The organism is Sunxiuqinia dokdonensis (assembly GCF_001270965.1).
Taxonomy (GTDB): Bacteria; Bacteroidota; Bacteroidia; order Bacteroidales; family Prolixibacteraceae; genus Sunxiuqinia; species Sunxiuqinia dokdonensis.
Genome location: NZ_LGIA01000003.1, coordinates 1 through 23,583 on the forward strand (window position 1 = coordinate 1; position 23,583 = coordinate 23,583).

21 protein-coding genes and 1 pseudogene are annotated in these 23,583 nt (G+C 47.5%); 12 read left to right on the forward strand and 10 right to left on the reverse strand.

Annotated elements, in window-relative coordinates; genetic code table 11:
* A pseudogene (locus tag NC99_RS00130) lies at window positions 1–666 on the forward strand (hypothetical protein); the annotation flags it as partial.
* A 230-nt stretch (window positions 667–896) separates the two neighbouring features.
* Here the strand turns inward: NC99_RS00130 and pyrF are convergent.
* The 5 genes from pyrF to NC99_RS00155 all read right to left on the reverse strand — a co-directional run bounded on the left by pyrF (window position 897) and on the right by NC99_RS00155 (window position 5,648).
* A complete protein-coding gene (gene pyrF, locus NC99_RS00135) occupies window positions 897–1,730 on the reverse strand; it encodes an orotidine-5'-phosphate decarboxylase (RefSeq protein ID WP_053178603.1) in 834 nt (277 codons plus the stop codon).
* A 78-nt stretch (window positions 1,731–1,808) separates the two neighbouring features.
* Window positions 1,809–2,894 carry a peptide chain release factor 1 gene (prfA, locus tag NC99_RS00140; RefSeq protein WP_053178606.1) on the reverse strand — a complete coding sequence of 362 codons (1,086 nt, stop codon included), beginning with the start codon at window positions 2,892–2,894 and terminating at the stop codon, window positions 1,809–1,811.
* 42 nt (window positions 2,895–2,936) lie between these two features.
* Window positions 2,937–3,224, reverse strand: a complete 288-nt coding sequence (locus tag NC99_RS00145) for a GIY-YIG nuclease family protein (protein WP_053178607.1) — start codon at window positions 3,222–3,224, stop codon at window positions 2,937–2,939.
* 47 nt (window positions 3,225–3,271) lie between these two features.
* The gene (locus tag NC99_RS00150) at window positions 3,272–4,441 is read right to left on the reverse strand and encodes an AIR synthase related protein (protein ID WP_053178610.1); all 1,170 of its coding nucleotides are present in this window, start codon (window positions 4,439–4,441) and stop codon (window positions 3,272–3,274) included.
* A gap of 91 nt (window positions 4,442–4,532) precedes the next feature.
* Window positions 4,533–5,648, reverse strand: coding sequence for a helix-turn-helix domain-containing protein (locus tag NC99_RS00155; RefSeq protein WP_053178612.1), 1,116 nt, complete (start codon window positions 5,646–5,648; stop codon window positions 4,533–4,535).
* Between the two features lie 182 nt (window positions 5,649–5,830).
* On the opposite strand from NC99_RS00155, the gene NC99_RS00160 reads away from it, so the two are divergent.
* Window positions 5,831–6,850 (forward strand): right-handed parallel beta-helix repeat-containing protein, encoded by a 1,020-nt coding sequence (locus NC99_RS00160; protein WP_053178614.1) that lies wholly within the window; start codon window positions 5,831–5,833, stop codon window positions 6,848–6,850.
* Window positions 6,851–6,854: 4 nt separating this feature from the next.
* Entirely contained in the window at window positions 6,855–10,496 is a 3,642-nt protein-coding gene (locus NC99_RS00165) for a T9SS type A sorting domain-containing protein (RefSeq protein WP_082326231.1), read from the forward strand.
* A gap of 71 nt (window positions 10,497–10,567) precedes the next feature.
* Here NC99_RS00165 and NC99_RS00170 read toward each other — a convergent pair whose 3' ends face one another.
* A complete protein-coding gene (locus NC99_RS00170) occupies window positions 10,568–11,029 on the reverse strand; it encodes a GNAT family N-acetyltransferase (protein ID WP_053178620.1) in 462 nt (153 codons plus the stop codon).
* A 1-nt stretch (window position 11,030) separates the two neighbouring features.
* Window positions 11,031–12,500, reverse strand: a complete 1,470-nt coding sequence (locus tag NC99_RS00175) for a RimK family protein (RefSeq protein ID WP_053178622.1) — start codon at window positions 12,498–12,500, stop codon at window positions 11,031–11,033.
* A 339-nt stretch (window positions 12,501–12,839) separates the two neighbouring features.
* Between NC99_RS00175 and NC99_RS00180 the strand changes: the two genes are divergently transcribed.
* Window positions 12,840–13,811: a ThuA domain-containing protein gene (locus NC99_RS00180; protein WP_053178625.1), complete on the forward strand. Its 972-nt coding sequence runs from the start codon at window positions 12,840–12,842 to the stop codon at window positions 13,809–13,811.
* A gap of 43 nt (window positions 13,812–13,854) precedes the next feature.
* Here the strand turns inward: NC99_RS00180 and cls are convergent, their stop codons facing one another.
* Entirely contained in the window at window positions 13,855–15,321 is a 1,467-nt protein-coding gene (gene cls / locus NC99_RS00185; RefSeq protein ID WP_053178626.1) for a cardiolipin synthase, read from the reverse strand.
* 96 nt (window positions 15,322–15,417) lie between these two features.
* Here cls and NC99_RS00190 point away from each other — a divergent pair, with 96 nt between their 5' ends.
* Window positions 15,418–15,819: a DUF6146 family protein gene (locus tag NC99_RS00190; RefSeq protein ID WP_053178628.1), complete on the forward strand. Its 402-nt coding sequence runs from the start codon at window positions 15,418–15,420 to the stop codon at window positions 15,817–15,819.
* 237 nt (window positions 15,820–16,056) lie between these two features.
* Here NC99_RS00190 and ribD read toward each other — a convergent pair whose 3' ends face one another.
* Window positions 16,057–17,103, reverse strand: coding sequence for a bifunctional diaminohydroxyphosphoribosylaminopyrimidine deaminase/5-amino-6-(5-phosphoribosylamino)uracil reductase RibD (gene ribD / locus NC99_RS00200; protein ID WP_053178632.1), 1,047 nt, complete (start codon window positions 17,101–17,103; stop codon window positions 16,057–16,059).
* A 34-nt stretch (window positions 17,104–17,137) separates the two neighbouring features.
* Between ribD and prmC the strand changes: the two genes are divergently transcribed.
* The 3 genes from prmC (at window position 17,138) to NC99_RS00215 (ending at window position 20,025) form a co-directional block, all read left to right on the forward strand.
* Window positions 17,138–17,989 carry a peptide chain release factor N(5)-glutamine methyltransferase gene (prmC, locus tag NC99_RS00205; protein ID WP_053178634.1) on the forward strand — a complete coding sequence of 284 codons (852 nt, stop codon included), beginning with the start codon at window positions 17,138–17,140 and terminating at the stop codon, window positions 17,987–17,989.
* A gap of 10 nt (window positions 17,990–17,999) precedes the next feature.
* Complete coding sequence (locus NC99_RS00210) at window positions 18,000–18,875, forward strand: DUF362 domain-containing protein (RefSeq protein WP_082326232.1); 876 nt, start codon at window positions 18,000–18,002, stop codon at window positions 18,873–18,875.
* A 76-nt stretch (window positions 18,876–18,951) separates the two neighbouring features.
* A complete protein-coding gene (locus NC99_RS00215; RefSeq protein WP_053178638.1) occupies window positions 18,952–20,025 on the forward strand; it encodes an endonuclease/exonuclease/phosphatase family protein in 1,074 nt (357 codons plus the stop codon).
* Here the strand turns inward: NC99_RS00215 and NC99_RS00220 are convergent.
* A complete protein-coding gene (locus tag NC99_RS00220; RefSeq protein WP_053178640.1) occupies window positions 20,019–20,948 on the reverse strand; it encodes a DUF58 domain-containing protein in 930 nt (309 codons plus the stop codon). The genes NC99_RS00215 and NC99_RS00220 overlap by 7 nt on opposite strands.
* A 156-nt stretch (window positions 20,949–21,104) precedes the next feature.
* On the opposite strand from NC99_RS00220, the gene rimM reads away from it, so the two are divergent.
* The 4 genes from rimM (at window position 21,105) to NC99_RS00235 (ending at window position 23,495) form a co-directional block, all read left to right on the forward strand.
* Window positions 21,105–21,638, forward strand: a complete 534-nt coding sequence (gene rimM, locus NC99_RS00225; protein ID WP_053178642.1) for a ribosome maturation factor RimM — start codon at window positions 21,105–21,107, stop codon at window positions 21,636–21,638.
* A 99-nt stretch (window positions 21,639–21,737) separates the two neighbouring features.
* A complete protein-coding gene (locus NC99_RS00230; RefSeq protein ID WP_053178644.1) occupies window positions 21,738–22,442 on the forward strand; it encodes a head GIN domain-containing protein in 705 nt (234 codons plus the stop codon).
* A gap of 143 nt (window positions 22,443–22,585) precedes the next feature.
* On the forward strand, window positions 22,586–22,873 hold the full coding sequence (locus NC99_RS21750) for a hypothetical protein (RefSeq protein WP_157624302.1): 288 nt from the start codon (window positions 22,586–22,588) through the stop codon (window positions 22,871–22,873).
* Window positions 22,874–23,114: 241 nt separating this feature from the next.
* A complete protein-coding gene (locus NC99_RS00235; protein WP_053178646.1) occupies window positions 23,115–23,495 on the forward strand; it encodes an endonuclease domain-containing protein in 381 nt (126 codons plus the stop codon).
* Window positions 23,496–23,583: the final 88 nt, after the last annotated feature.

Consider the following 23,583-nt stretch of genomic DNA (forward strand, 5'->3'; position numbering starts at 1 on the left):
AATTCGACCAACTTGATGACACCCAAAATTTTTGGTGATCGTTTGGCGGAATTGTATGACGAACGTGGAATTTCGACTCATTTTAAACACCGCCTGATCGCGGTAGACCCTGCGGCAAAGAAAGCGGTGTTTCAACTACTGGACGAACCCACCCAAGCCCAATTACCCATCACTGAAACAACAGAGCAATTGACGGTTGACTACGATTTCCTGCACGTAACTCCTCCGATGGCTACGCCTGATTTTGTGCGAAATTCGGCTTTTGCCATTACCGAAGGGGACTTGCGGCACAGCGGTTGGGCCAAAGTCAATCAGGAAACGCTGATCAGTCCGGACTATCCGAATGTCGTCATTCTTGGCGATACGGCAGGCCTGGGAACCAGCAAAACCGGGGCAGCCATTCGTATGCAGGCGCCCATTGCCGCTTCAAACCTTGTTTCCGTTATGGAGGGCAAGGAACCGGAAGAAATATACAATGGCTACTCAGCCTGCCCAATTGTCACTGAATATGGGAAAGTGCTGATGTGTGAGTTTGGCTACGACAAAAAACTCCTGCCAACGATTCCTTTTATTGATCCGGGAGTGGAGCGTGGCATGTGGTGGGTTCTGAAGGCACACGGACTGAAACCCATGTACTATCACGGTATGTTAAAAGGACTAATTTAGTATGAGCAAATGAACGGGCATGGTGGGCAAGCCATTTTGAAAGCAAAATCGCCATGCCCGTTCTCAATCCACTTGGGTTATTCTGCTGGCTGCAATCCAAAAACAAGGAGAGCCAAACCCAGTTCAACAAACTGATCGGTTTAATTGGCCCCACCGATAACCATTCCTAAAAAATAAAAACCGAAGCTCGCTCTGAACTCCGGTCTATCAATATCCTTTGCGACAAATGTTTATAACAATTCCGCTTCCAGCAGTAACTCTTCCATATCGACCTGAACATCCATTGCTGCCTCGCGGGCCTTTTCGGCAAAGTCAGGTTCGGCCGAGGCATAAATAATGGCGCGCGACGAGTTCACCAGCAAACCGCACTGATCGTTCATCCCATATTTAGCCACTTCTTCCAGGCTTCCGCCCTGCGCACCAACACCGGGCACCAGCAGAAAATGGTCGGGCACCAGTTCGCGGATTTCTTCCAGCTTTTCGGCTTTGGTTGCACCAACCACGTACATCATATTGTCGGTGTTGCCCCATCGCTGGGAGGTTCTCAGAACCGATTCATACAACAAATCGCCCGTTGCTTCATTCTTCTGGAACTGAAAATCAGCCGCCCCTTTGTTCGAAGTCAGCGCCAGCAGAATCACCCATTTGTCAAGGTAAGTCATAAAGGGCTTCACCGAATCTTCGCCCATGTAGGGTGCCACGGTGACGGCGTCAAAATCCATGCGATCGAAAAAGGCACGGGCATACAAATTGGACGTATTGCCAATATCGCCACGTTTGGCATCGGCAATAATAAACTGCTCCGGGTATTTTTGACGAATATAGTGAACGGTTTTCTCGAGGCTTTCCCAACCGGTAACACCCAAACTTTCGTAAAAAGCCAGGTTGGGTTTGTAGGCCACACACAAATCCTGGGTGGCATCAATAATTTCCTTGTTGAAGGCAAAGATCGGATCAGAAGTTTCCTTCAGGTGTGCCGGAATTTTTAGGATATCAGAATCCAATCCGACACACAAAAAGCTTCGTTTCTTCTTGATTTGTTCAAATAGTTGTTCGCGGTTCATTTTATTTTTTGTTGCGGGTTTTGAGTTTTGAGTTTCGAGTTAAATACAAAACACGAAGCTTGAAACTCGAAACGCATTCTAAATTTCAGCTTCTTTCAGTTTTTCAGCGTTTTCTTCCACCATCAGTTTTTCGATGATCTCATCGATTTCGCCTCCAATAATCGCTTGCAGATTATACAACGTCAGGTTGATGCGGTGATCGGTCACCCGACCCTGCGGCCAGTTGTAGGTTCGAATTTTTGCCGAGCGGTCCCCGGTGGAAACCATCGTCTTCCGTTTCGATGCAATTTCGTCGAGGTATTTTTGGTGTTCCATGTTGTAAATCCGCGAGCGCAATTCGGTCATCGCCTTATCCAGGTTTTTCAATTTCGATTTCTGGTCCTGGCATTGCACCACGATTCCCGTAGGAATGTGCGTCAAGCGGATGGCTGAATAGGTGGTATTCACCGATTGTCCGCCGGGGCCGGACGAGCAAAACTCATCGCGCCGAATGTCTTCATTCCGCAGGTCGATGTCAAATTCTTCCGCCTCGGGCAAAACGGCCACCGAAGCGGCAGAAGTATGCACCCGACCCTGGGTTTCGGTTTGTGGCACACGTTGCACGCGGTGAACGCCGGACTCATATTTCAGAACTCCGTAAACACCTTCGCCCGACACATTGGCCACAATTTCCTTGTAGCCACCCGATGTTCCTTCGCTCAGGTTGGTGACTTCCATTCGCCAGCCTTTTTTCTCGCAGTATTTGGTATACATCCGGAACAGGTCGCCGGCAAAGATGCTGGCTTCGTCGCCCCCGGTTCCCGCACGGATTTCGAGAATGGCATTCTTGCTGTCTTCGGGATCGGCCGGAACCAGCAAAAGTTTAATTTCCTTTTCCTTGGCGGGAAGTTGCTCCTCGCTGGCTTCAATTTCCTCCTTCGCCATTTCGCGAATATCCTCGTCCGACTCCTGGGCCAGCATTTCCCTGCCCGATTGTATATTATCAACCAGGTTCCGGTATTCTTTAAACGCTTTCACCAAGGATTCCAGGCGTTTGTACTCCTGGCTCAGTTTCACATAGCGCTTCATGTCAGACATCACCGACGGATCGGTAATTTGCTGTCCAACTTCATCCAGCCGGTGCTGGATGGCTTCGTATTTTTCTAATATTGAATGGTCTGCCATATTTTCTTTTGCTCCATTCCTGCGAAAGCAGGAATCTGTTTTTTAATACCAATTATTTGCTAAATCCTTCCATTCCGGATTTTTATTCTCTATGATTTCAATCTTCCAGTCCCGTTTCCATTTTTTCATTTGCCGCTCTCTTTGAAAAGCTTCATCATACGTCTCAAATTCCTCAAAGTAGACCAGCTTGTCAATATTATATTTGTGCGTAAACCCTCTAATCTGTTTTCCTTTATGTTCTGCAATTCTACGCTCCAATTCATTTGTCATTCCAACATATAAAACACCGTTGGGTTTATTGGCTAATATGTAAACGTAAAAGGTTGTCATGTTCTCATGAGATTCCCGCTTTCGCGGGAATGGGCGCTTTAAAAAAGCTAGTGATATTCAAACGTTCCGAATTCAGATTTGATGGTGAGTTTTTTGCCTTCGAAAGCTTCCACCCGGCCAACAACCTGTGCATCAATGCTAAATGACTTTGATATTTCAATAATCGATTCGGCCAGTTCTGGTTTCACGTATATTTCCATGCGGTGGCCCATGTTAAACACCTTGTACATTTCGGCCCAGTCGGTTTTCGATTCTTCCTGAATGAGTTTAAAAAGCGGCGGAACCGGAAAAAGATTGTCTTTAATCACATGCATTCCGTCAACAAAATGAAGCACTTTGGTTTGAGCGCCACCCGAGCAATGTACCATGCCATGAATATCTTTTCGATGATGATCCAACATATTTTTGATCACCGGAGCATAAGTCCGCGTGGGTGAAAGCACCAGTTTCCCGGCATCCAATCCGAGTCCTTCAATGGCATCGGTCAGCTTTTTACTGCCCGAGTACACCAAATCAGCCGGCACTTCCGGATCAAAACTTTCGGGATATTTCCCGGCCAGGTAATTGGCAAACACATCGTGTCGGGCCGAAGTGAGCCCGTTGCTGCCCATGCCACCATTATACTCTTTTTCGTAGGAAGCCTGACCAAACGAGGCCAGTCCGACAATCACGTCGCCAGCCTGGATTTTGTCAGCCGAAATTACATCGTCGCGTTTCATGCGGCAGGTCACCGTCGAATCAACAATGATGGTTCGCACCACATCGCCCACATCGGCGGTTTCGCCCCCGGTTGGATAAACGCCAACGTCCATTTCCTGCAACTCGCGGCACAGCTCATCGGTCCCGTTGATGATGGCGGCGATGACTTCACCCGGAATTTTGTTTTTGTTCCGGCCGATGGTTGACGACAGTAAAATATTGTCGGTTGCCCCGACGCAAAGCAGATCGTCGATATTCATAATCAGCGCATCCTGGGCAATGCCTTTCCACACGGAAATGTCGCCGGTTTCTTTCCAATACAGGTAAGCCAACGAAGATTTGGTTCCGGCGCCATCAGCATGCATAATGTTGCACCAGTCCGGATCGCCACCCAACACATCGGGAATAATTTTGCAAAATGCTTTGGGGAACAATCCTTTGTCGATATTTTTAATGGCCTGATGGACATCTTCTTTCGATGCCGAAACGCCCCGTGCCATGTACCTGTTATCCGTCATAAAATCAGTCTGTAATTTCAGGGCACAAAGTTAATATTTTTGGGGGATTTTCTATAAATCGGAAAAAGAAGAGAAGGGATTCTGCCGATTCCTACAAACCGGCTTTTCCCCTCGAAATCTTCACCTCATTTCGATATTGCCCGGGAGTTACTCCCTTCACTTTTTTAAAGGCCCTGTTGAATGAGCTGAGAGAACCAAATCCGGAGTCGATGGCAATGTCGCCTAATGACAGATCAGAAGTTTTGTTGTCTTCAATCAGCGCAACAGCGTGCTTCACCCGATACAGATTAATCAAATCGTTAAAGCTGAGTTTGAACTCGTTGTTGATCAAATTGGACAGATAGGTTCTGTTTGTATTCAGAACCTTGCATAATTCTGTTATCCGAAGCTCAGATGCGAGATACAATTGCTCTGTCTCCAGCATTTTAATCACGCCAACTTTCAGTTCATCATGACGCGGGTCTAATCCAGAAGAAACAACCCCGTCTTCTCCTTCGTCCTCAACAAGTGAACGAATTGTATAATCTTGCTTATTTCCCTGAAGCCCAATAATAAAAAACAGCGTGCTGAACAAAGCCGAGGGCACAGCCAAAACCAGGTCATTGGTCATAAAAAGACCACGCCCGATAGCATTAACCACCAGGCTGGCGATCGAAGTCAGTAAAAAAGAAACCGTCAACAGCTTGACCCAAATCAACTGTTTTCCTTCCAGGTTAGAATAAAAGTCGGCAATCCGGTGGTCGTATTTTTTTGCCAGCAAATAACCGGCAACCAAATAACCAATTACCTGAAATCCGAAAACAAACCGGCTGGCAAAGAACACAAAAGCCATGGACCGAATGATCAGTGACTGCGTTTCGGGCCACCGGTTTCGAACCAGCACCTCGGAATAATAGACTTGCCGTTCCCCAAAACTTGCATCGAACGTGAGAAAAATCAAAACAACAGATAATACCACCGCAGGAATAAAATGAACAAGATAAGACCATTTTAATCCAACATCGCAAGTGAGCAACCTCACGTAAATATAATAGAGTGGAAAAACCGACAAGCCGGTTAGCAAATACAAACTGTCCACTTTTAGATAGAAATTGGAATAGCCCATAAAAAAGCCAGCATGACAGGAATACAAAACGGCAACCACCAACATGAAAATCCCGAGCCAAAACCGCGCTTTGTTCGCAGAAAAAACACTGGTCAGAAACACAAAGGACCAAAATAAGGAAACATAAATTGGAGTAAGTACTATTATTTCACGAACCATTTGAAAATCAAAAAGAGGTTTTCAATACAAATGTACATTTTGACACAACAAATTTACGATTTAGTCAGTTCGAAAGTACCTCTTTGAATAGATTTGACAATAAAATAAACCCAAAAATTAATACCATGAAAAAATTTACTTTGATTGTTTCGTTGATTGCGTTCACCCTAACTGTCGGAGCACAGAAAGTCGCGCTGCACTCCTCAAGCGGAATCCAGCATTTCACAGGAACCGGTGCCTTTGTTGATGCTTGCAATGCAGCGATTGCCGGAGACACCATTTACTTACCAGGAGGCGGATTCTCAACGCCAGGAGCAATTGACAAAAAGCTGTTAATTTACGGTGCAGGCCATTATCCTGATTCAACTACCGTAACCGGGAAAACGATTATCTCGGGGAGTATTAGTCTTTACGAAAACGCTGATGGCTTTCACATGGAAGGGATCGACCTTACCGGAAGCCTATCAACACCAGCTAACGCATCCGTCAATCAAATCGTCATTAAATATTGTCGCATTCAAGGCGAAATATACATTCGTGGTGATCAGTCAAATCCCACATTAAACCTGATGGTGACAAACTGTGTGGTGCAGGGAACCTTGCGGCTTGAGAATACGCAAAACGCAGGAATCTTCAATTCCATTTTCAATGGCGAAATCAATGGGAGCTATGGTAACCTTTTTCAAAACAATATTTTTCTCCTGAGCAATTATTCGAGCACCGTTTATCGATATACGCTGATTGGAGATAACAATACCATAGAAAACAACATCTTTTTAAGGACTTCAGACCGCGAAATTTCAGGAAATAGCAATATCATTAGAAACAACATCACGCCAAAGACCGATCCGTTTTGGGGTAACACACCGACGCTAGAAAACAACTATACCAATGTTCCGGTAGCGAGCATTTTTATGGACCAAACAGGCAACGTTTTCGACTATACCCACAACTATCACCTTCAGGCTCCGGCAAGCTACTTAGGCGTTGATGGCACCCAGGTTGGAATTTATGGCGGGCACTATCCCTATAAGGAAGGCGCGGTTCCTTCCAATCCGCATTTTGTATCTGCAACAATTGCCCCTCAAACCGATGCTGACGGAAAACTGAACGTAATCATACAAGTAACTGCCCAAGACAAATAAAATCATGAAAAGGATCTATTCCTATTATGTATGCTTCCTTTTTGTCTGGTTATGGTTCTCAGCGCCTGCTCAAAACAAGCTAAACGCTTACGAATATTGGTTCAACAACAATTATTCAGAAAGACAGCTCGTGAGCATCGTTCCCACTGTCGAACATCAATTCAATGAGCTTCTCGATGTATCTGCATTGCTTGATGGCGTTAATCTGTTCCATATTCGATACCGCGACGAACAGGGTTTGTTTGGCTCCACCCTTAACAGACTGTTCTTCAAAAAACCAATCACACTTTCAGACGAAGGCAAGCTAATCAACTACGAATACTGGTTTAACAACGACTACGAATCGAAGCAAGTGGTGAGTCTGACCCCATCAGACGGGCACCTGCTATCTTCGGACATTGAGGCAAGCTCGCTGCCCGATGGCGTTAATGTTTTCAATTTCAGAACGAAGGATGAAAATGGAATATTTAGTGCTACGTTTAGCAAAATATTCCTGCACAACGCGGGTTCACTCGCATCGGAGAATCAGCTGGTAGCATACGAAACCTGGTTCAACAACGACTTCGAATCCAGGCAGATCATCTCAATTTCACCTTCGGATCAGCAACAGCTCACAGCCAGCCTGCAAGCATCCATGCTGCCTGATGGTGTCAACTTGTTAAACATCCGCTACAAAGATGAAAACAACAGGTACAGCAGCACATTGAGCAAGCTGTTTGTTAAAAGAGAAAGCGCACCCGTCAACAACAAAATTGCAGCGTATCGATACTGGTTCGACGATTATTTTGCTCAAGCTGTTGAAACGGTGTTGACTGATGCTGTCGCCGCACTTAGCCTGTCTGACGATTTGGATCTGACCTCCTTACCCGCAGGAAAACATGCACTACACCTGCAGGTTCAGGACATTACCGGACAATGGAGTGTTGTCACCACCGACAGCATAACAAAAATAGCGATACCAGAAGCCGACTTCACTGTAAGCAGTAACTTATGTGCCAATGCTGCCATCCAGTTTGTGAATGACAGCCGCGATGCCGACACCTGGTTTTGGGATTTTGGAGATGGAACAAGTTCGGTTGAATTCGAACCAGAGCATCTGTACACTGAAGCCGGAGAATTTACCATCAGTTTGACTGCCACCGATTCGGAAAGCGGCAAGGAGCATACAAAAATGCTGCCTGTCAAGGTAAACCAAGATTATACTCACGAAGAATCCGCGGAAATATGCGACAGTGAGCTGCCCTACATCTTCGGCAGCCTGTCAATCACGGCAGGTGGAACTTATACTGAAACCTTCGCATCCGAAAGCGGCTGCGACAGTACGGTTATTTTAAGTCTGGAGGTGCATCCCACGTATAACTTCGATCCGGCAGAAACAGATTACAAAGGAGTAGATGATGATTTTGAGGAGGATGCGCTCAACACCGTGCCCGATGGATGGAATATAAGATATAATGGCACGGGCACCGCCGACCAAAAAGTGGTGAATGAACCTGTAAAAAACGGGAACCAATCCTTCCAGGTATCCGGATCGGGCTGGGCCGCCAATCTCAGTAAACCGGTAGCCAATATCCCGGATAAAGTGACACTGGAAGGCTGGATGCGGGCAGAAAACGTGCTAACCGGCGGAAGGTCGGGACTAGCAATTGGGAATCCTTCGATTGGAAGCTGGGGTGCGTTCCTTGTGCGGGTCGAGTTCTATGAAGGCAACCTGATTGCTTATAACTATTCAGGCAATTCCGGCGGCTATGGCACACAATACATTTTGCAAGCTGCCCTGGCTGACACCTGGTACCACATAAGAATGGAATGCGACCAAGAAGCAGGCACCTATCAGGTTTACATCAACAACCAATTAAGCACCGGATCCGCAGGCGGGCAAACTTATTCTGAATTTCCTTGGCTAGCGGGTGTAACACCCACCTCGGTTGAATTGTACGGTAACAGCATGATTTATTTTGATGACGTGAAATTATACGCAAGCGGAACCCCTCCGGTAACGATTTGCGCGTCAGAAGCACCCTACCTGTTCGGCGAACAACAATTGTTTGAGAGCGGAACCTATACCGAGACATTTCAAACAATTCACGGTTGCGACAGTTTGGTTACGCTTCAACTGACGGTGAATCCGGCTTACCAAGAGCTGAAAGAAGTAAATATTTGTGAAGGAGAGAGTTATGATTTTAATGGAGAAACATATTCCGAAAGCGGTGAGTACCTGCACACATTAACATCAGTTCATGGATGTGACAGCCTGATCAATCTGAAATTGACCGTTAATCCAATCGATCATCAAACCATAAACGCCAGTATTTGCGAAGGAAGCACCTACGAATACAACGGGGAATCCTACACAGAAAACGGCCAGTATGAGCATACTTTCAGCACTGTGCATGGCTGCGACAGTCTGGTTACTTTAATGCTCACTGTGAATCCCAAATATGAGGAAACAGAATCGGTTACAATTTGCTCCAGCGAACTGCCGTACGCTTTTGGAATGCAAAGTCTGGAAGCCGCGGGCCAATACATCGAAACATTCGTTTCGGCCAATGGCTGCGACAGCGTCGTCACCTTAACATTGAATGTAAATCCGGAATTCAGCCAAAGCGAGGAAGCGACAATCTGTGAAGGGGAAAGCTATGAATTTGGGGGACAAACCTATACCGAAACAGGAGATTATGAACATACTTTCTCTGCGGTCAATGGTTGCGACAGCCTGGTGACCCTCTCGCTCACTGTAAAGGAGTCCGATTTGTCTACGCTACCATTAATTGACGCGGTCGCTGACCTATCGCTTCAAGAAGATGCTGCTCCGGTAACGATCCAGCTGTCGGGAATTGCAGATGGACTTGAATGCGAAAATCATGCATTGAACCTTGCCTTGGTTGATGTTGATCAATCACTCATCGATTCCTACAACCTGGATTATGTTTCGGGGGAAGCAACCGGAAGCCTGACGCTGAATCTAATTCCTGATGCCTATGGAGAATCAGACTTAAGTTTGGTGCTTACCAACGAGACTACCGGGCAGCAAACCAACAGGCCATTCACACTCACCGTATCACCAGTTAACGATCCTCCGGCAGCGGTTGCTAAAATTACCGATGTTGAGAAAACAACAAAGGACACCTTAATGACGATGATTTCATCAGAAACAGGGGTTTTGTTTGATGATGCCGATCCGGACGATCAGCTACAAATTGCCGTTACGTTATCTGATGGAAACGCGTTGCCATCCTGGCTGGCTTACCGAAACGATTCGCTCCTTGCAATAGCCGATCCTCCTGCCATTGGATGTTTTGACCTATTGGCCAAAGCGACTGATTTGGCAGGAGCGGAAGTGTCAGTTGCCTTTTCGGTTTGCATCAGCTTTCCGACAGATGTGAACGCAATAGAAAGCGAGGCAACCATTCAGGTCTATCCGAACCCAACCAGCGGCAAAGTCTATTTGAAAACCTCAAATATCAACGGCTACGAAGTACACGTTTCTGTCTTTGATGTAACAGGAAGAACGATTCTGCAAACGCGTAAAAAGCTGACCGAAGACCTGGAGATTGATTTATCCGGTCAGGCTGATGGTACGTATTTCCTCAGGATCGATGCCGATGGTCTTCGAAAAACCTTCAAATTGATTGTTAATCATTAAATTCTTCAACCTCTTGAATACGATAAAAGGCCGTCTGGATTTCGACGGCCTTTTATCGTATTTATCAACTCTTATGCTTCCACCTTCTTTTCCATCAAACAGGCATTGCTGCCATCCCGGTAGTAGCGCGGGCGGATTCCGGTCAACTCAAAACCCAATTTCTGGTATAGTTGAATGGCTTCGTGGTTGTGCTCACTGACTTCCAGGTACAAACGGTCTTTGCCTTCTTCCTGAGCCTGCAAAACAGCTTTTTGCATCAACTGTTGCGCATACTTTTTTCCACGAAACTCGGGTAAAACAGCCAGCGAGTAAACACGCAGCGCCTGGGTGTTTGTCCGCTGCAACAGCACAATAAAGCCGGCGATTTTTTCACCCTCGGTGAGCACCCAAAATTTTCCCGACGACTGCATGGCCAGGTAATTAACCTGGCGCCTCGAAAAGCTTTCGCTATCAAAACAGCGCTGCTCTATACGAAACAACTCCGGGGTATCGGCTTTCGTTGCCGGTCTGATCATCACTTTTGAAGTTTCCATATTAACGACGTTTTTGCTCCAAACGATATAAAAATTCGCGTAAAATCAGGCGGTACAGCTCATCACCCAAAATGGCATCCTCCACGCCCTGGTCAATCGATGGGTTGTCATTGACTTCAATCACCACCGAGCGGCCTTCCAACTCTTTCAGATCGACACCATACAAGCCTTTGCCAATCAGCGAAGCGGCTTTCACCGCGTTGCGGATGACATGCTTTGGAACTTTGGCTATGGGCACTGCTTCATAAGCGCCCGACTTGGTTTTGCCATTGTCCTGGTGGTTGTATATTTGCCAGTGACCGCGCGCCATAAAATACTTGCAGGCATACAACACTTCGCCATTGAGCAAGCCAATACGCCAGTCGAAACTGGTGGGCATAAACTCCTGGGCCAGAAACACGGAAGTTTTTTCCGAAAGCACATCCAGGGCTTTGAGGTACTCCGCTTCATTCTTCACCTTGTGCATGCCTACAGAAAAAGAGCCATCCGGCACTTTCAAAATGATGGGGTTGCCCAGGCACGCTTCAATATCATTAAAAGAAATCAGGTTATTTTTGAAGATCAATTTCGACTTGGGCGTTGGAACACCCTCGCGTTCCAGCAGCTCCTTCAGATAAACTTTATTGGTACAGCGAATAATCGATAGGGGATCGTCAATCACCACCATGTCGGCCTGCCGGGCTTGCTGTGCCAGGCGGTAGGTAATGTGGTTCAGCGCGGTGGTCTGGCGAATAAACAAGGCGTCGAACTCAAGCAAACGGATGGTGTCATCTTCGGTAATGAGCTCGGCGTTGATGTTCATTTTTTTGGCTTGCGAAAGAAATTTACTCAGCGCGGCCCTGTTGCTTGGTGGAAGTTGCTCCGTCGGATCGTGCAAAATAGCCAGGTCGAACCGGGCTGACTTGTGCGAACGGGGCTGTCGCCAAACCTTCTTACTGAAATTATCCAGGGCCTGAGCAAACAGATCCTGCTGTTCATCGCTCAGCTCATTTAAGCTTAAGGGCTTGATGGTTTCAATCTGGTTTTTGGGGCGGTTGGCAAAAAATACGCGTAAAACAGGGCACGGTAAATGCTCAAAAATAAACCGGGCCACCTTGTTCATTTCGGGTATGTTACAGGTTCCAAAATAAATATCCAGCGTAATGAGTTCCTGCTCCGGCTGGTTCAGCGACTGAATCCAGCGATAGGTTATTTTCTGCAAACTGTCATCCAGCCGTGCGATTGCCCCACTTTCGATCCGGTTCAACACATCAACATCGGGCAAAACCTTGTGTCCCCGGGCCTGTGCAAGCAAGGAACAGTAATAGCCTTCGGAATGATAGTTGAGTTTTTCGCAAAGATTGATGACCAAAAGTGGCTTGTTACTGAGATCTTCATTCTGAAGGTAATCTGCCGCTGTGGTAATGGTTTCCGTTTCGTAATAAGGTTTCCATTGGGTAACCGAATCCAGTAAAATTAATGTGGATTGCATATTTTGATTTCGATCAATAGATTAACTGGCGCTTTTAAATTAAAATTTCAACATTCTGCGTGACTGACCAACTCAGGAACCTTAACGATCAGACCTTTAAAAAGATTAAACCTGAAATGTTTTTCGGTACAATTGTACGTAAATAATCGATTCATTATTCGTAAAAAACAAATTATTTTGTTTGCGTTGGCAATTACTCATTACGCGTTTTTTTTAATTGCCGTAAAAACGTCAATGCCGTTTCCAAATCCCGTCTGCCACAGCAATTACCGGAGGTCGGCCTTCAATAAAAAATGATATATTTGTTGCAACAACTTTTTTTACCAATATTTTGACCACATGAGAACATTAACATATTCACTATTCACCGCTTTGCTTATGATCAGTTTTTCCTTAACCACGCAAGCCGCCAAGCTGAAGGCGTTGATCATTGACGGGCAGAACAATCATGAGGTTTGGCCCAAATCGACCATCATGATGAAACAGTACCTGGAAGAAACCGGTTTGTTTGAAGTTGACATCAACCGAACCTTTTACACCTGGAAAGCGGAGCGCGAAAAAGACTTCCTGCCGCTGGCCCAAGTGGGCGAAACGCAAGACTTGAACGAACCAAAAACCGATCCTGATTTCTCACCCGACTTCGATCAGTACGACGTGGTGATCTCAAACTTTGGATGGCGGGCGGCCGACTGGCCGGAAGCCACCCAAAAAAAGCTGGAAGACTACATGAAAGCCGGAGGCGGATTTGTTTCGGTGCACGCCGCAGACAATTCATTCCCCAACTGGAAAGAATACAATAAAATGATCGGTTTGGGTGGCTGGGGAGACCGGAATGAAAAAGACGGCCCCTACGTTTACTACACCAATGAGGGAGAACTGATTCATGATCACACACCGGGACCTGCCGGGTCGCACGGCCCACAACACCTGATTCCGATTACGGTTCGTGTAAAGGACCACCCGATAACAGCAGGCATGCCCACGGAATGGCTGACAACCAAAGACGAATGCTACGCGCAACTGAGAGGCCCAGCGGAAAACATGACCATTTTAGCCACCGGCAAGGATGAATCCGGCCACGCGCCAACCGACCGACACGAACCAGTTCTGATGGTGATTGATTATGGAGAAGGACGAACTTTTCATACCACCTTGGGACATGACGACTACTCCTGCGAAGGTGTCGGGTTTATCATTTCATTTACACGCGGTGTGGAGTGGGCCGCAACAGGAAAAGTTACCCAAGCCATTCCCGATGATTTTCCAACAGCCGGGCAAGCAAGCAGCCGAAAATTCATTCTGAAGGAATAGCAGGGAGCTGCGGCGTTGTAAAAAAGAGGATTCGATTTTGATATTACAACAGCGGGCTTAAAATGCGGGCAAACGACTCCAGCCCTTTATGGTACTTGCTGCGCTGTTGCCACTCGCTCAAAATCAACTGTTCGCTGCTGGCCAAATCTTCCAGAAAATAGCTTTCCAACTGGCTGGCCAGGGCTTCATCATAAATCATGGCATTCACTTCGAAGTTGGTTTCCAGGCTCCTGAAGTCGAGGTTTGCTGTGCCAACGGTTGAGAATATACCATCGACCACCGCCAGTTTACTGTGGGTAAAACCCGGTTTATACCGATAGATCTTCACCCCGGCATCCAGCAATTCTTCGATATACGAGTCGGTTCCCCACTTCGGAAAGAAAGCGTCTGAAGATCCCGGCAAAAGCACCCGGATATCGATGCCACCCAGCGCGGCAGTTTTCATGGCGAAAATAATATCCGGCGTGGGGATCAGGTACGGCGTGGCCAAATAAACACGATCGCGGGCCGAGGCGATGGCTGCAAAATAGGCCTGGCTGATGCTCTCCCAGTCAGAGTCGGGGCCGCTGGGCACCACCTGCATCAGTTTGCCCTTGGTTTGAGGTAAACTTCGAAAATACCGCTCACCTTTCAGAATTTCTTTCGACACAAAATACCAATCGGCCATAAACACGATCTGCATCGACGTGGCGGCGCTGCCTTTCACCATCAGGTGGGTGTCGCGCCACCGGCCCAACACCCTGGTGCCGTGCATGTAGCGATCGGCGAAGTTCAGTCCGCCGGTAAAGCCAACCTCGCCATCGATCACCACAATTTTGCGGTGGTTCCGGTAGTTGACCCGCGATGTGAGCATCGGAAAGCGAACCCGCATGAAACAGTCTATTTTCACCCCGGCGTCGCGCAGCTCATGAATGTATTTCCGGGGCAACTGCCAACTGCCCACATCATCATAAATCACCCGCACCTCAACACCCTGCGCGGCTTTCCGGATCAGCAAGTCTTTGAGTTGTCCGCCCAGTTCATCATCATCAATGATATAATATTCGAGGTGAATGTGATGTTTCGCTTTGTCTATCGCTTGAAAAATTGCCGGGAAGGTTTCGTTTCCGTTCTTCAGAATGGTGATTTCGTTATTGCTGGTCAACAAGGCATTCGAATTCGACAACATCAGCTTGATCAGGTGACGCTTATCCAACACCTTCTCATCAATCAACAATCCGTTATCGGGCAGGCTGCGCAACTGGGCCTGGGTTTGTTTGCGAAGTTTATCGAGGTAATACAGGCCTTTTTTCGAAAACATTTTCTTTTTCCGATACTCCTGCCCAAAAAACAAATAAATGATGATTCCGACCACCGGCAAAGTGACTAAAACCAACACCCAGCTAATGGTCTTAATCGGGTTCCGGTTTTCCAAAACAATCAAAACAGCGATAAAAATAACCGTAATAAAGTACAACACAGTAATTGTACCCGGGGCATAGGCCCAAACTCCCTTCAGAAATTCTACCATTCAAGCGAGGTTTTAATCGACCAACTAAATTTCTGTATTTTTCGTCTGATAAACAAACGGCAGGCTTTATTCGTATAGCCAAACAAAACAGGAGCCATGAAACAAGCACTATTGATCGTACTGCTTGCTGTTTTTGCAGCTTGCAGCACACCAAAAAATATTCAACTGAAAGAAGTTGCTGAAGACGATGAAAAGGACAGCGTAAGCTACGAACTGATTGTTTTGGACCCCGGATTCGAAAGCTGGTTCATCACCTACAGCAGGCCCTCGTGGTACCATTCGCAAAGCTATTATGAGAACTGGAACCAGCAATATGTCAACGCCTGGAACTACCATTCCATCTGGCGGCGAAATTCGCAGTTGCTCGAAGGACAAATCAACTACGAACCCCGCATTGACTACGGTCTGGAGATTAACCACAAGCTGTTTTACTATTTCCAGTATGTTGAGCGGGTCCTGAAAATCCCCATCATCGAAAACGGCCCGCGGGCGATATAGGCATTCGTACTTCTTACAATTTAAACCTGGAACAGTCCAGGCTATTCGCGGACAAGGAAATGATACGCGTGGAGCGTTCCATGCTTCTCATGGATAAGTCCACGCCTTTCGGCAAGTGTTCCATGCATCTCGTGGACAAGTCTATGACGATCGTGGAACAGTCCATGCTATTCGCGGACAAGGAAATGATGCTCATGAATGGGTCCACTGCCCTCCCCCGCCATAAAATTCTACCCGCTAAGCCGGATTCACAAAAAACTTAAGCAAGGTGTCGTGCATGTTTTCGGACCGGATGGGAGCCACCGGCAGCCGGGGCGCTGCCACGCCTTTCACGAAAAAGGTGTTGCCATAGTACACGTGCGCTTCGTCCCACAAACCCTGATCGATAAACGATTGCAGCAAATGTTGTCCACCTTCAACCACCACCGACTGGATATCCCGATCATAGAGGCATTTCAAAATTTGTGGAATGATGTTCGACTCAAAATCAATGCTCGCATATTCCAGGTTGGTTTTTGACGCCACTTCTTCCTCCGTAAAAACCAGGGTGGGATAAGCACGGTCTTTCAAACTCAGCTTCTTCGACAAGCGGTTTTTACGGTCGATCAGCAGCCGGAGGGGCTGATTGCCATGCCACTCGCGCACGGTCAGCGAGGGATTGTCTTTCAGTGCCGTGTTGGTGCCAATCAAAATGGCAGCTTCCTCGGTTCGCTGCTTGTGAACCTGCCGCCGCGACAGCTCATTGCTGATCCAGGTGGGTTGTCCAAAGGTAATTTGCGAGCGGTCAATGTCGAGGAAACCATCGAGCGTTTGTGCCCATTTCAAAATCAAGTAGGGTCTTTTTTTCTGATGAAAGGTAAAAAAACGGCGGTTCAGCCAGAGGCAATCCTGCTCCAAAATACCCACTTCCACCTCAATGCCGGCCCGGCGCATTTTTTCAATGCCCTTGCCGGCCACCTCGGCAAACGGATCGACCGAACCCACGATCACCCGCGGAATCCGATGTTCAATGATCAAGTCGGAACAGGGCGGGGTTTTTCCGAAATGCGCGCAAGGCTCCAGGCTGACATACATGGTTGAATCGGCCAAAAGCGACTTGTCTTTTACCGACCGGATGGCGTTCACCTCGGCATGCGCTTCGCCACATTTTTGATGAAAACCTTCACCAATAATCCGGCCTTCGTGCACAATCACACAGCCCACCATGGGGTTGGGCGCAACATCGCCGGCACCCAATCGGGCCAGTTCCAGGCAACGGTTCATGTATTTTTCAGCTGTGTTCATCAGAAAAACTTAACTTTGCCAAAAATACAAATAAATGCAGGCAAGCATCAACGATATCCGAAAAGAATTGAACGGGCTTTACCCGCGGGAAGAAATTGAAAGTTTTATCCGGATCATTTTCCGACAGCTGAAACAGTTTACCCTCACCGATTTCGTATTGAAACAGGATGAAGTGTTGCCCAAAAAGGAGAAGGATCAGATTAAACAGATCGTGGCCCGGTTAAAAAACAAGGAACCGATTCAGTATATCTTAGGCGAAACTGAGTTTTACGGACTGCCCTTTCGGGTGAAGCCGGGCGTTTTGATTCCCCGGCCCGAGACCGAAGAGTTGGTTCATTGGGTTCTGAAATCGCGCAGGATGGCTGGGCGTCGAATCCTGGATGTGGGCACAGGCAGTGGCTGCATCCCCATTAGCCTGAAAAAGCACAGGCCCAAAGCACACGTGATGGCTTGCGACATTTCGGAGGGAGCACTGGAAGTGGCCCGGATGAACGCCGGCTTAAATCAAACCGAAGTTGCCTTCTTTCACTTGAACATTTTAAATCCGCTGCTGCCGGATTCCTTCCCCAAAATTGATATCCTGATTAGCAACCCGCCGTATGTCACCGAGTCGGAAAAAGCAGCGATGAGCGACAATGTGCTGAAATACGAGCCCGAGCGGGCGCTGTTTGTTCCCGACCACGATCCTCTGCTTTTTTACCGGGCTTTGGCCATCTTCGGAAGCAAATATCTCAACCATGGCGGGCAAGTTTTATGGGAAATCAACGAAGCCTTTGGAAAAGAATGTCAGGAATTATTGAAAGAAAATGGATTTTCATACGTTCGGTTAAAGAAAGATCTGCAAGGGAAAGACCGCATGATTTCTGCCCGCTATCTCAGATCGTAAAACATAGCAAATGGAGCGAAGAACATTTATACAGCACACGTTAGTGGCAGCTGGAGGCCTGCTTGCCCTGCCCGGTTTTACAGCAGCACAAAAAGCCGAATTGGCCATCGTTCGCGGAGGAAGTGCAGCCAACATGCTCGATCTGGGTCTGGAAGCGCTGGGCGATTTAAGCCGCTTTGTCGCGCCGGGACAGCGAATTTTAGTCAAGCCCACCATGCGTTGGAACCAAACTCCCGAAAGCGGGCAAAACACAAATCCCGAGCTGCTCGAACGTTTGGTTGAGCGCTGCTACGAGGCTGGTGCCCGCGCCGTTTTCCTGGTTGATCAAACGCAGGACAAATGGACCAAATGCTACAAGAACAGCGGCATCGAGCGCGTGGTAAAAGATGCGGGCGCCAAGATTCTTCCCGGCGACAAGGAATTCCTTTATTTTGAGACTGACATTCCCCAGGCGCAGGTGATGAAGCGTCCCAAGGTTCACCAGGTCATGCAGGAGGTCGATCTGATTATCAATGTGCCGGCCGTGCAGCCACAAACGCCAGACGGATACTTTGGCGCGTTTCACAACCTGATGGGATTGGTTTGGCAAGCCGAAAACTTTCAAGCACAGGAAACCCAAAGCATGCTCGACTTTCTGCATTACAAAAAACCGGTGCTGAACATCATCGATGCCTACCGGGTAGTCACTTCTTCAGGTGTGAAAACGTACAAAACTTTAACGCTGTCGCCGAACATTGTTGCGGCTGAAAGTTATGCTGCCAAACGCCTGGGTACCGATCTCCATTCCCTGCCTTATTTGGAGGCAGCGGAGCAGGCCGGATTTGGGCAAGCAACATTAGCGCCTGAAAAGATCCGGAGCATCGTGCTTAAAAATTCAGGACAATAAGCCAAACCGATCAATTGGGCTTGATTTACTGTTCTGCTTTTATTTATATTTGTCAGAACGGTTTCTCACAAATTGAATGCTCACATTGAAAAAATTCTTTCAAAATACCTTCCTCTTTTTCAACTTGCTGGCCATTGCAGGACTCTTGATGAGCTACCTCTCAGCTAAAATCAGTCCGGCGGTTTGGTGGGTTCCTGCCTTTTTCGGATTGGCCTTTCCCTACTTTCTACTCGTCAATTTGCTGTTTATGGTGCTGTGGGTCTTTTCAAAAACACGCTTTGCCATTTTGTCTTTTCTGGCGATCGCCATGGGCTACGGACACCTCAACCACTACATCCAGCTTTCGGGGCGCGAAACCACGGAAGAAGGTCTGGTGATCAGCAGCTACAATGTGAAAAATTTTTACGGCGAAGTCGATACCAAAGAAGACAATGTGGCCAACGAAATTTTGAAATACCTACAGAGCAAGGAAGCCGACCTCATTTGTTTGCAGGAAGTCACCACCTCGGGGCAAAGACGATTTACCCAACAGAAAAGCAAGCTTTCGCATGATTCGGGGCTAAAATTTGTGCATGCCAGCAAAACCGGAGGACCGGTCAGTTACTCGCGTTACCCAATCATTGCAAAGGATGAGGTTCATTTTGAAAACTCGGCCAACATGATTCTTATTTCCGACCTGCTGATTGATCAGGATACCATTCGCCTGTTTAATTGTCATTTGGAAAGCTACCGGTTTACCGATGCCGAAATCAGATCGCTCGATTCGCTGTCGTTTGATAAGCAGGAAGAGAGCCTGCGTAAAGTACGCTATACCGGATCAAAGCTGAAGCAGGCCTTCATCAAGCGCACCGAACAGGCGGAGGCCCTGCACCAGCTCGTGCAAGATTCGCCTTATGCAGTGATTGTTTGCGGCGACTTTAACGACACACCCGTCTCCTACACCTACAGCAAGGCGGCCCAAGGGCTGGAAGATGCTTTTGTGAACTCAGGCTCCGGTATTGGGAATACTTACGTGGGGAAATTACCTTCATTCAGGATTGACTACATCCTGCACAGTCCGGTGTTTGAAAGCTATAATTTTAAGGTCGACCGGGTGGTCTTCTCCGACCACTACCCCATCAGCTGCACCTTGAAAAAGAAAATTCAATAGAGTTTTTTACGCTTGCGAAGAAACTGGTGCAACACTTGTTTAAAATCCTCGTTGATGTCGGCTTCAACCAAATCGATGTGGTATTGTCCGCACTTCACCTTTAGCTCCTCGAAATAACGATCAACTGCCTTTTGGTAGTTTTCTTTCAACTCGTTGGGCGAAAACTTAAGCTGCTCCCCGCTTTCCAAATCGACAAAACGGTAGGGCCGGTTTTGAAAATCGAACTGCTTTTCCTGCTTGTGATCGGTCACATGAAACAGAATCACCTCGTGCTTGTTGTAGCGCAGGTGCTGCAAAGCCGAAAACAAATCATCGCCATTCCCTTCCCCCATCATATCGCTAAAAATCAGGATCAGCGAGCGCTTGTGTACCTGCTCGGCTATCTGGTGCAAGGCATCAATCGTGTTGGTGGTTTTGCGCAGGTCGTCTTTGCCTACAGTCAGCAGACTGGCCAATTTTGCGTACAGCAATTCGGCGTGAACGGACGACAAGCGATTTTCGGAGTGAAATTCAATGTGATCGGAAAACAAAGTTAAGCCAACCGAATCACGCTGTTTGCGCATCAGGTATATGAGGGCGGCAGCGCTGTATGCCGAAAACGCCAGCTTGTTGAATAGCTTGTTCTGGCCTTTTTCGTAGGGAAACAACATGGACGAAGAGGTGTCGATAACCAGCTGACAGCGCAGGTTTGTTTCTTCTTCGTACTGCTTGACATACAAGCGGTCGGAGCGTGCAAACAGTTTCCAGTCGATGTGCTTGGTCGACTCCCCCTGGTTGTATTGCCGGTGCTCGGCAAACTCAACTGAAAAACCATGAAACGGGCTGCGGTGAAGGCCGGTAATAAAGCCTTCAACCACTTCGCGGGCAATCAACTCCATGTTGTCGAACTGCTGAAACTGCTGAATGTCAAAAAGCTTGTTCATTACTTGCAAAAATAGCCAAAGCATTGGCCTTGCCAAACGGCTTTCAAACGATTTTATCAAACCATTGAGCAAACTGAACGTTCAGACACTGCCTCACGGCCATTTTAATCCGGCCTGATGCTTGCTTCACGCGGGGCAGATCGCTATTTTTGAGCCATGGAAACAATCGACAAAAACAGCTGCCAAAAAATTGGCTATTTTCAGAAACCTCACGGCATCAAAGGAGCATTATCCCTGATTTTTGAGCCGCAATACGATTTGAGTCTCGAACGCGAGCCCACGCTTTTTTTGGAGTTGGACGGCCTGTTGGTTCCCTTTTTCATCAGTCCCGAAGGCTTGCGTTTCCGTTCGGCCGAGTCGGCCATTGTTCAGCTCGATTGGGTGGACAATGAGGAACAAGCCCGAAAACTGTCAGGAGTATCCGTCTTTTTAAAAGAAGAAGACCTGGTTGAGCCCGAAGAAGAATTTACCGTACACCATTTGGTTGGCTTTTCCGTCTCCGATCCGCAAATTGGCCAGATTGGAACCATTGAGCGGGTGGAAGATTACGGCGGCAACCTGCTGTTTCAAATTCAGTGCCAGGGCAAAGAGGTCTTAGTTCCTTTCAACGAAGAACTGCTGATCGCACTGGACGAGGACGCCAAAACGATGGTACTGCAATGTCCGGAAGGGATTTTCGACCTGGAGTAAACTAAGCCTCCCCAACACTTTTTAGGGCTGACGTGCAACCTTTCGATATTTTAAAAGTCTTTTCAAAGTAATCCATGAATCATTAAAAAAAAGAAAACGATGAAAACACAATTGATGACCTTCGTAACAATCATCGCTTTGTTCGTTTCGGTCCATGCCAAAGCCGAAACCGAATTCCGCGAACTGTCTTCCTTCTCCGAAATTTCCGTCCGGATTCCGGCCAATGTCTATGTAGAACAAGGCGATGAACAGTCCGTTGAATTGGTGGCCAAATCATCCACCATGGAAGAGATTATCACCGAAGTGAAAGGGCGCGAACTGGTCATCCGCTTTGCTGCCAAAAATTACCTGTTTAAAGATTTCACCCCCGGCAAAATAGAGATTTACATTACGGTACCCGAAATTGGGGCACTGTCGCTCTCCGGATCGGGAAACATTGAAAACGACGGGCCCATTGAAAGCCGGATCCTTGATCTTTCGGTCAGTGGCAGCGGCGACATTTTGCTGAACGACTTAAAAGCAAACCGGGTGAAAGCGACTATCTCGGGCAGTGGAAACATTAAAATTGATGGGGATGGGACAGCCGACGACTTGTCGGTCAACCTTTCCGGCTCAGGAAATTTTAAAGGTATCGGCTTTGAAACCACCGATGTCATGGTGAAAATTGCCGGATCGGGAAGCGCCGATGTGCATGCGGTAAAAAACCTGAATGCACGCATTGCCGGCTCCGGAAATGTAACCTACAAAGGCAATCCACTGGTTGACCAGGGCATTGTTGGCTCCGGAAAAGTGAAGGAGTATTAATTTCTGAACGAGGCAAGCATTGGAGCGCCATTCGATGCTTCGCCTCGTCTATTTTCAATCACCCCTACACTGCCTACTCAACACTTCAGGATAAGCGCTCGACGCACCGGAATGCCTGCTCAATATACCGGAATAACCGCTCGATGGATCGGAATGCCTGCTCGATGCACCGGAACAACTCCTCGATGGATCGGAATGCCTGCTCGATGCACCGGAACAACTCCTCGATGGACCGGAATAACTGCTCGATGCACTGGAACAACCGCTCGATGCATCGGAACATCCGCTCGATGCACCGGAACAACCGCTCGATGCACCGGAACAACCGCTCGATGCACCGGGATAAGCGCTCGATGCACCGGAATAAGCGCTCGATGCACCGGAATTCTCGTTTGAAATATCATAACATTTACTCAACTCATCGAATTTAAGAGGCCAAAACAGCAGATAAAACAAGGGATTTGGCGAAAACTACCAGCGGTCTTACCTTTACGACTAAGCTGCGGTCGATGCTGGCAAAGCTCCTGCCCCTTCCTCCACAGAACTTGACCCACCCTGCCGCGACTTCCCTCCCTACATGCGTAGGGCGGGCCGGGGTGGGTGCGAAAAGCAGGAGAACAGAGCAGCTCAATTGCCTTCTTTTTTCATAACTTGCATGAAAACACCAATCAAATGAGTGATCATACGCCAATTAGCCGGGCACGTGTACTCCGCAAAAACATGACTCCTTGTGAAAAAATTCTCTGGACCAATCTTCGAAAAAGAAAGATAGGTGGGTTTAAATTCTTACGTCAACATCCGATCATTTATCAAGTCTACAACAACAAACCGCTCTATTTTATTGCTGATTTTTATTGTGCCGAGAAAAAATTGGTGATCGAATTGGATGGGAAAATCCATGATTTTCAAAAAGAAGAAGATGCCGCCCGTGATGAGATCATGGCAGGCTTGGGCCTGCATGTTTTACGAATCAGAAATGAAGAGCTGGAAAACATGAAAAATGTTCTGCAGAAAATAGCAGATTGTATTGGAGCCAATTCCATAAGCTCCTGACCCTCCCTAGCAGAACGAAGTTCTGCTCCTCCCTCCCTACACGTAGGGAGGGACGGGGTGGGTGCAAAAAAATGAGGCTGTCCAAAAA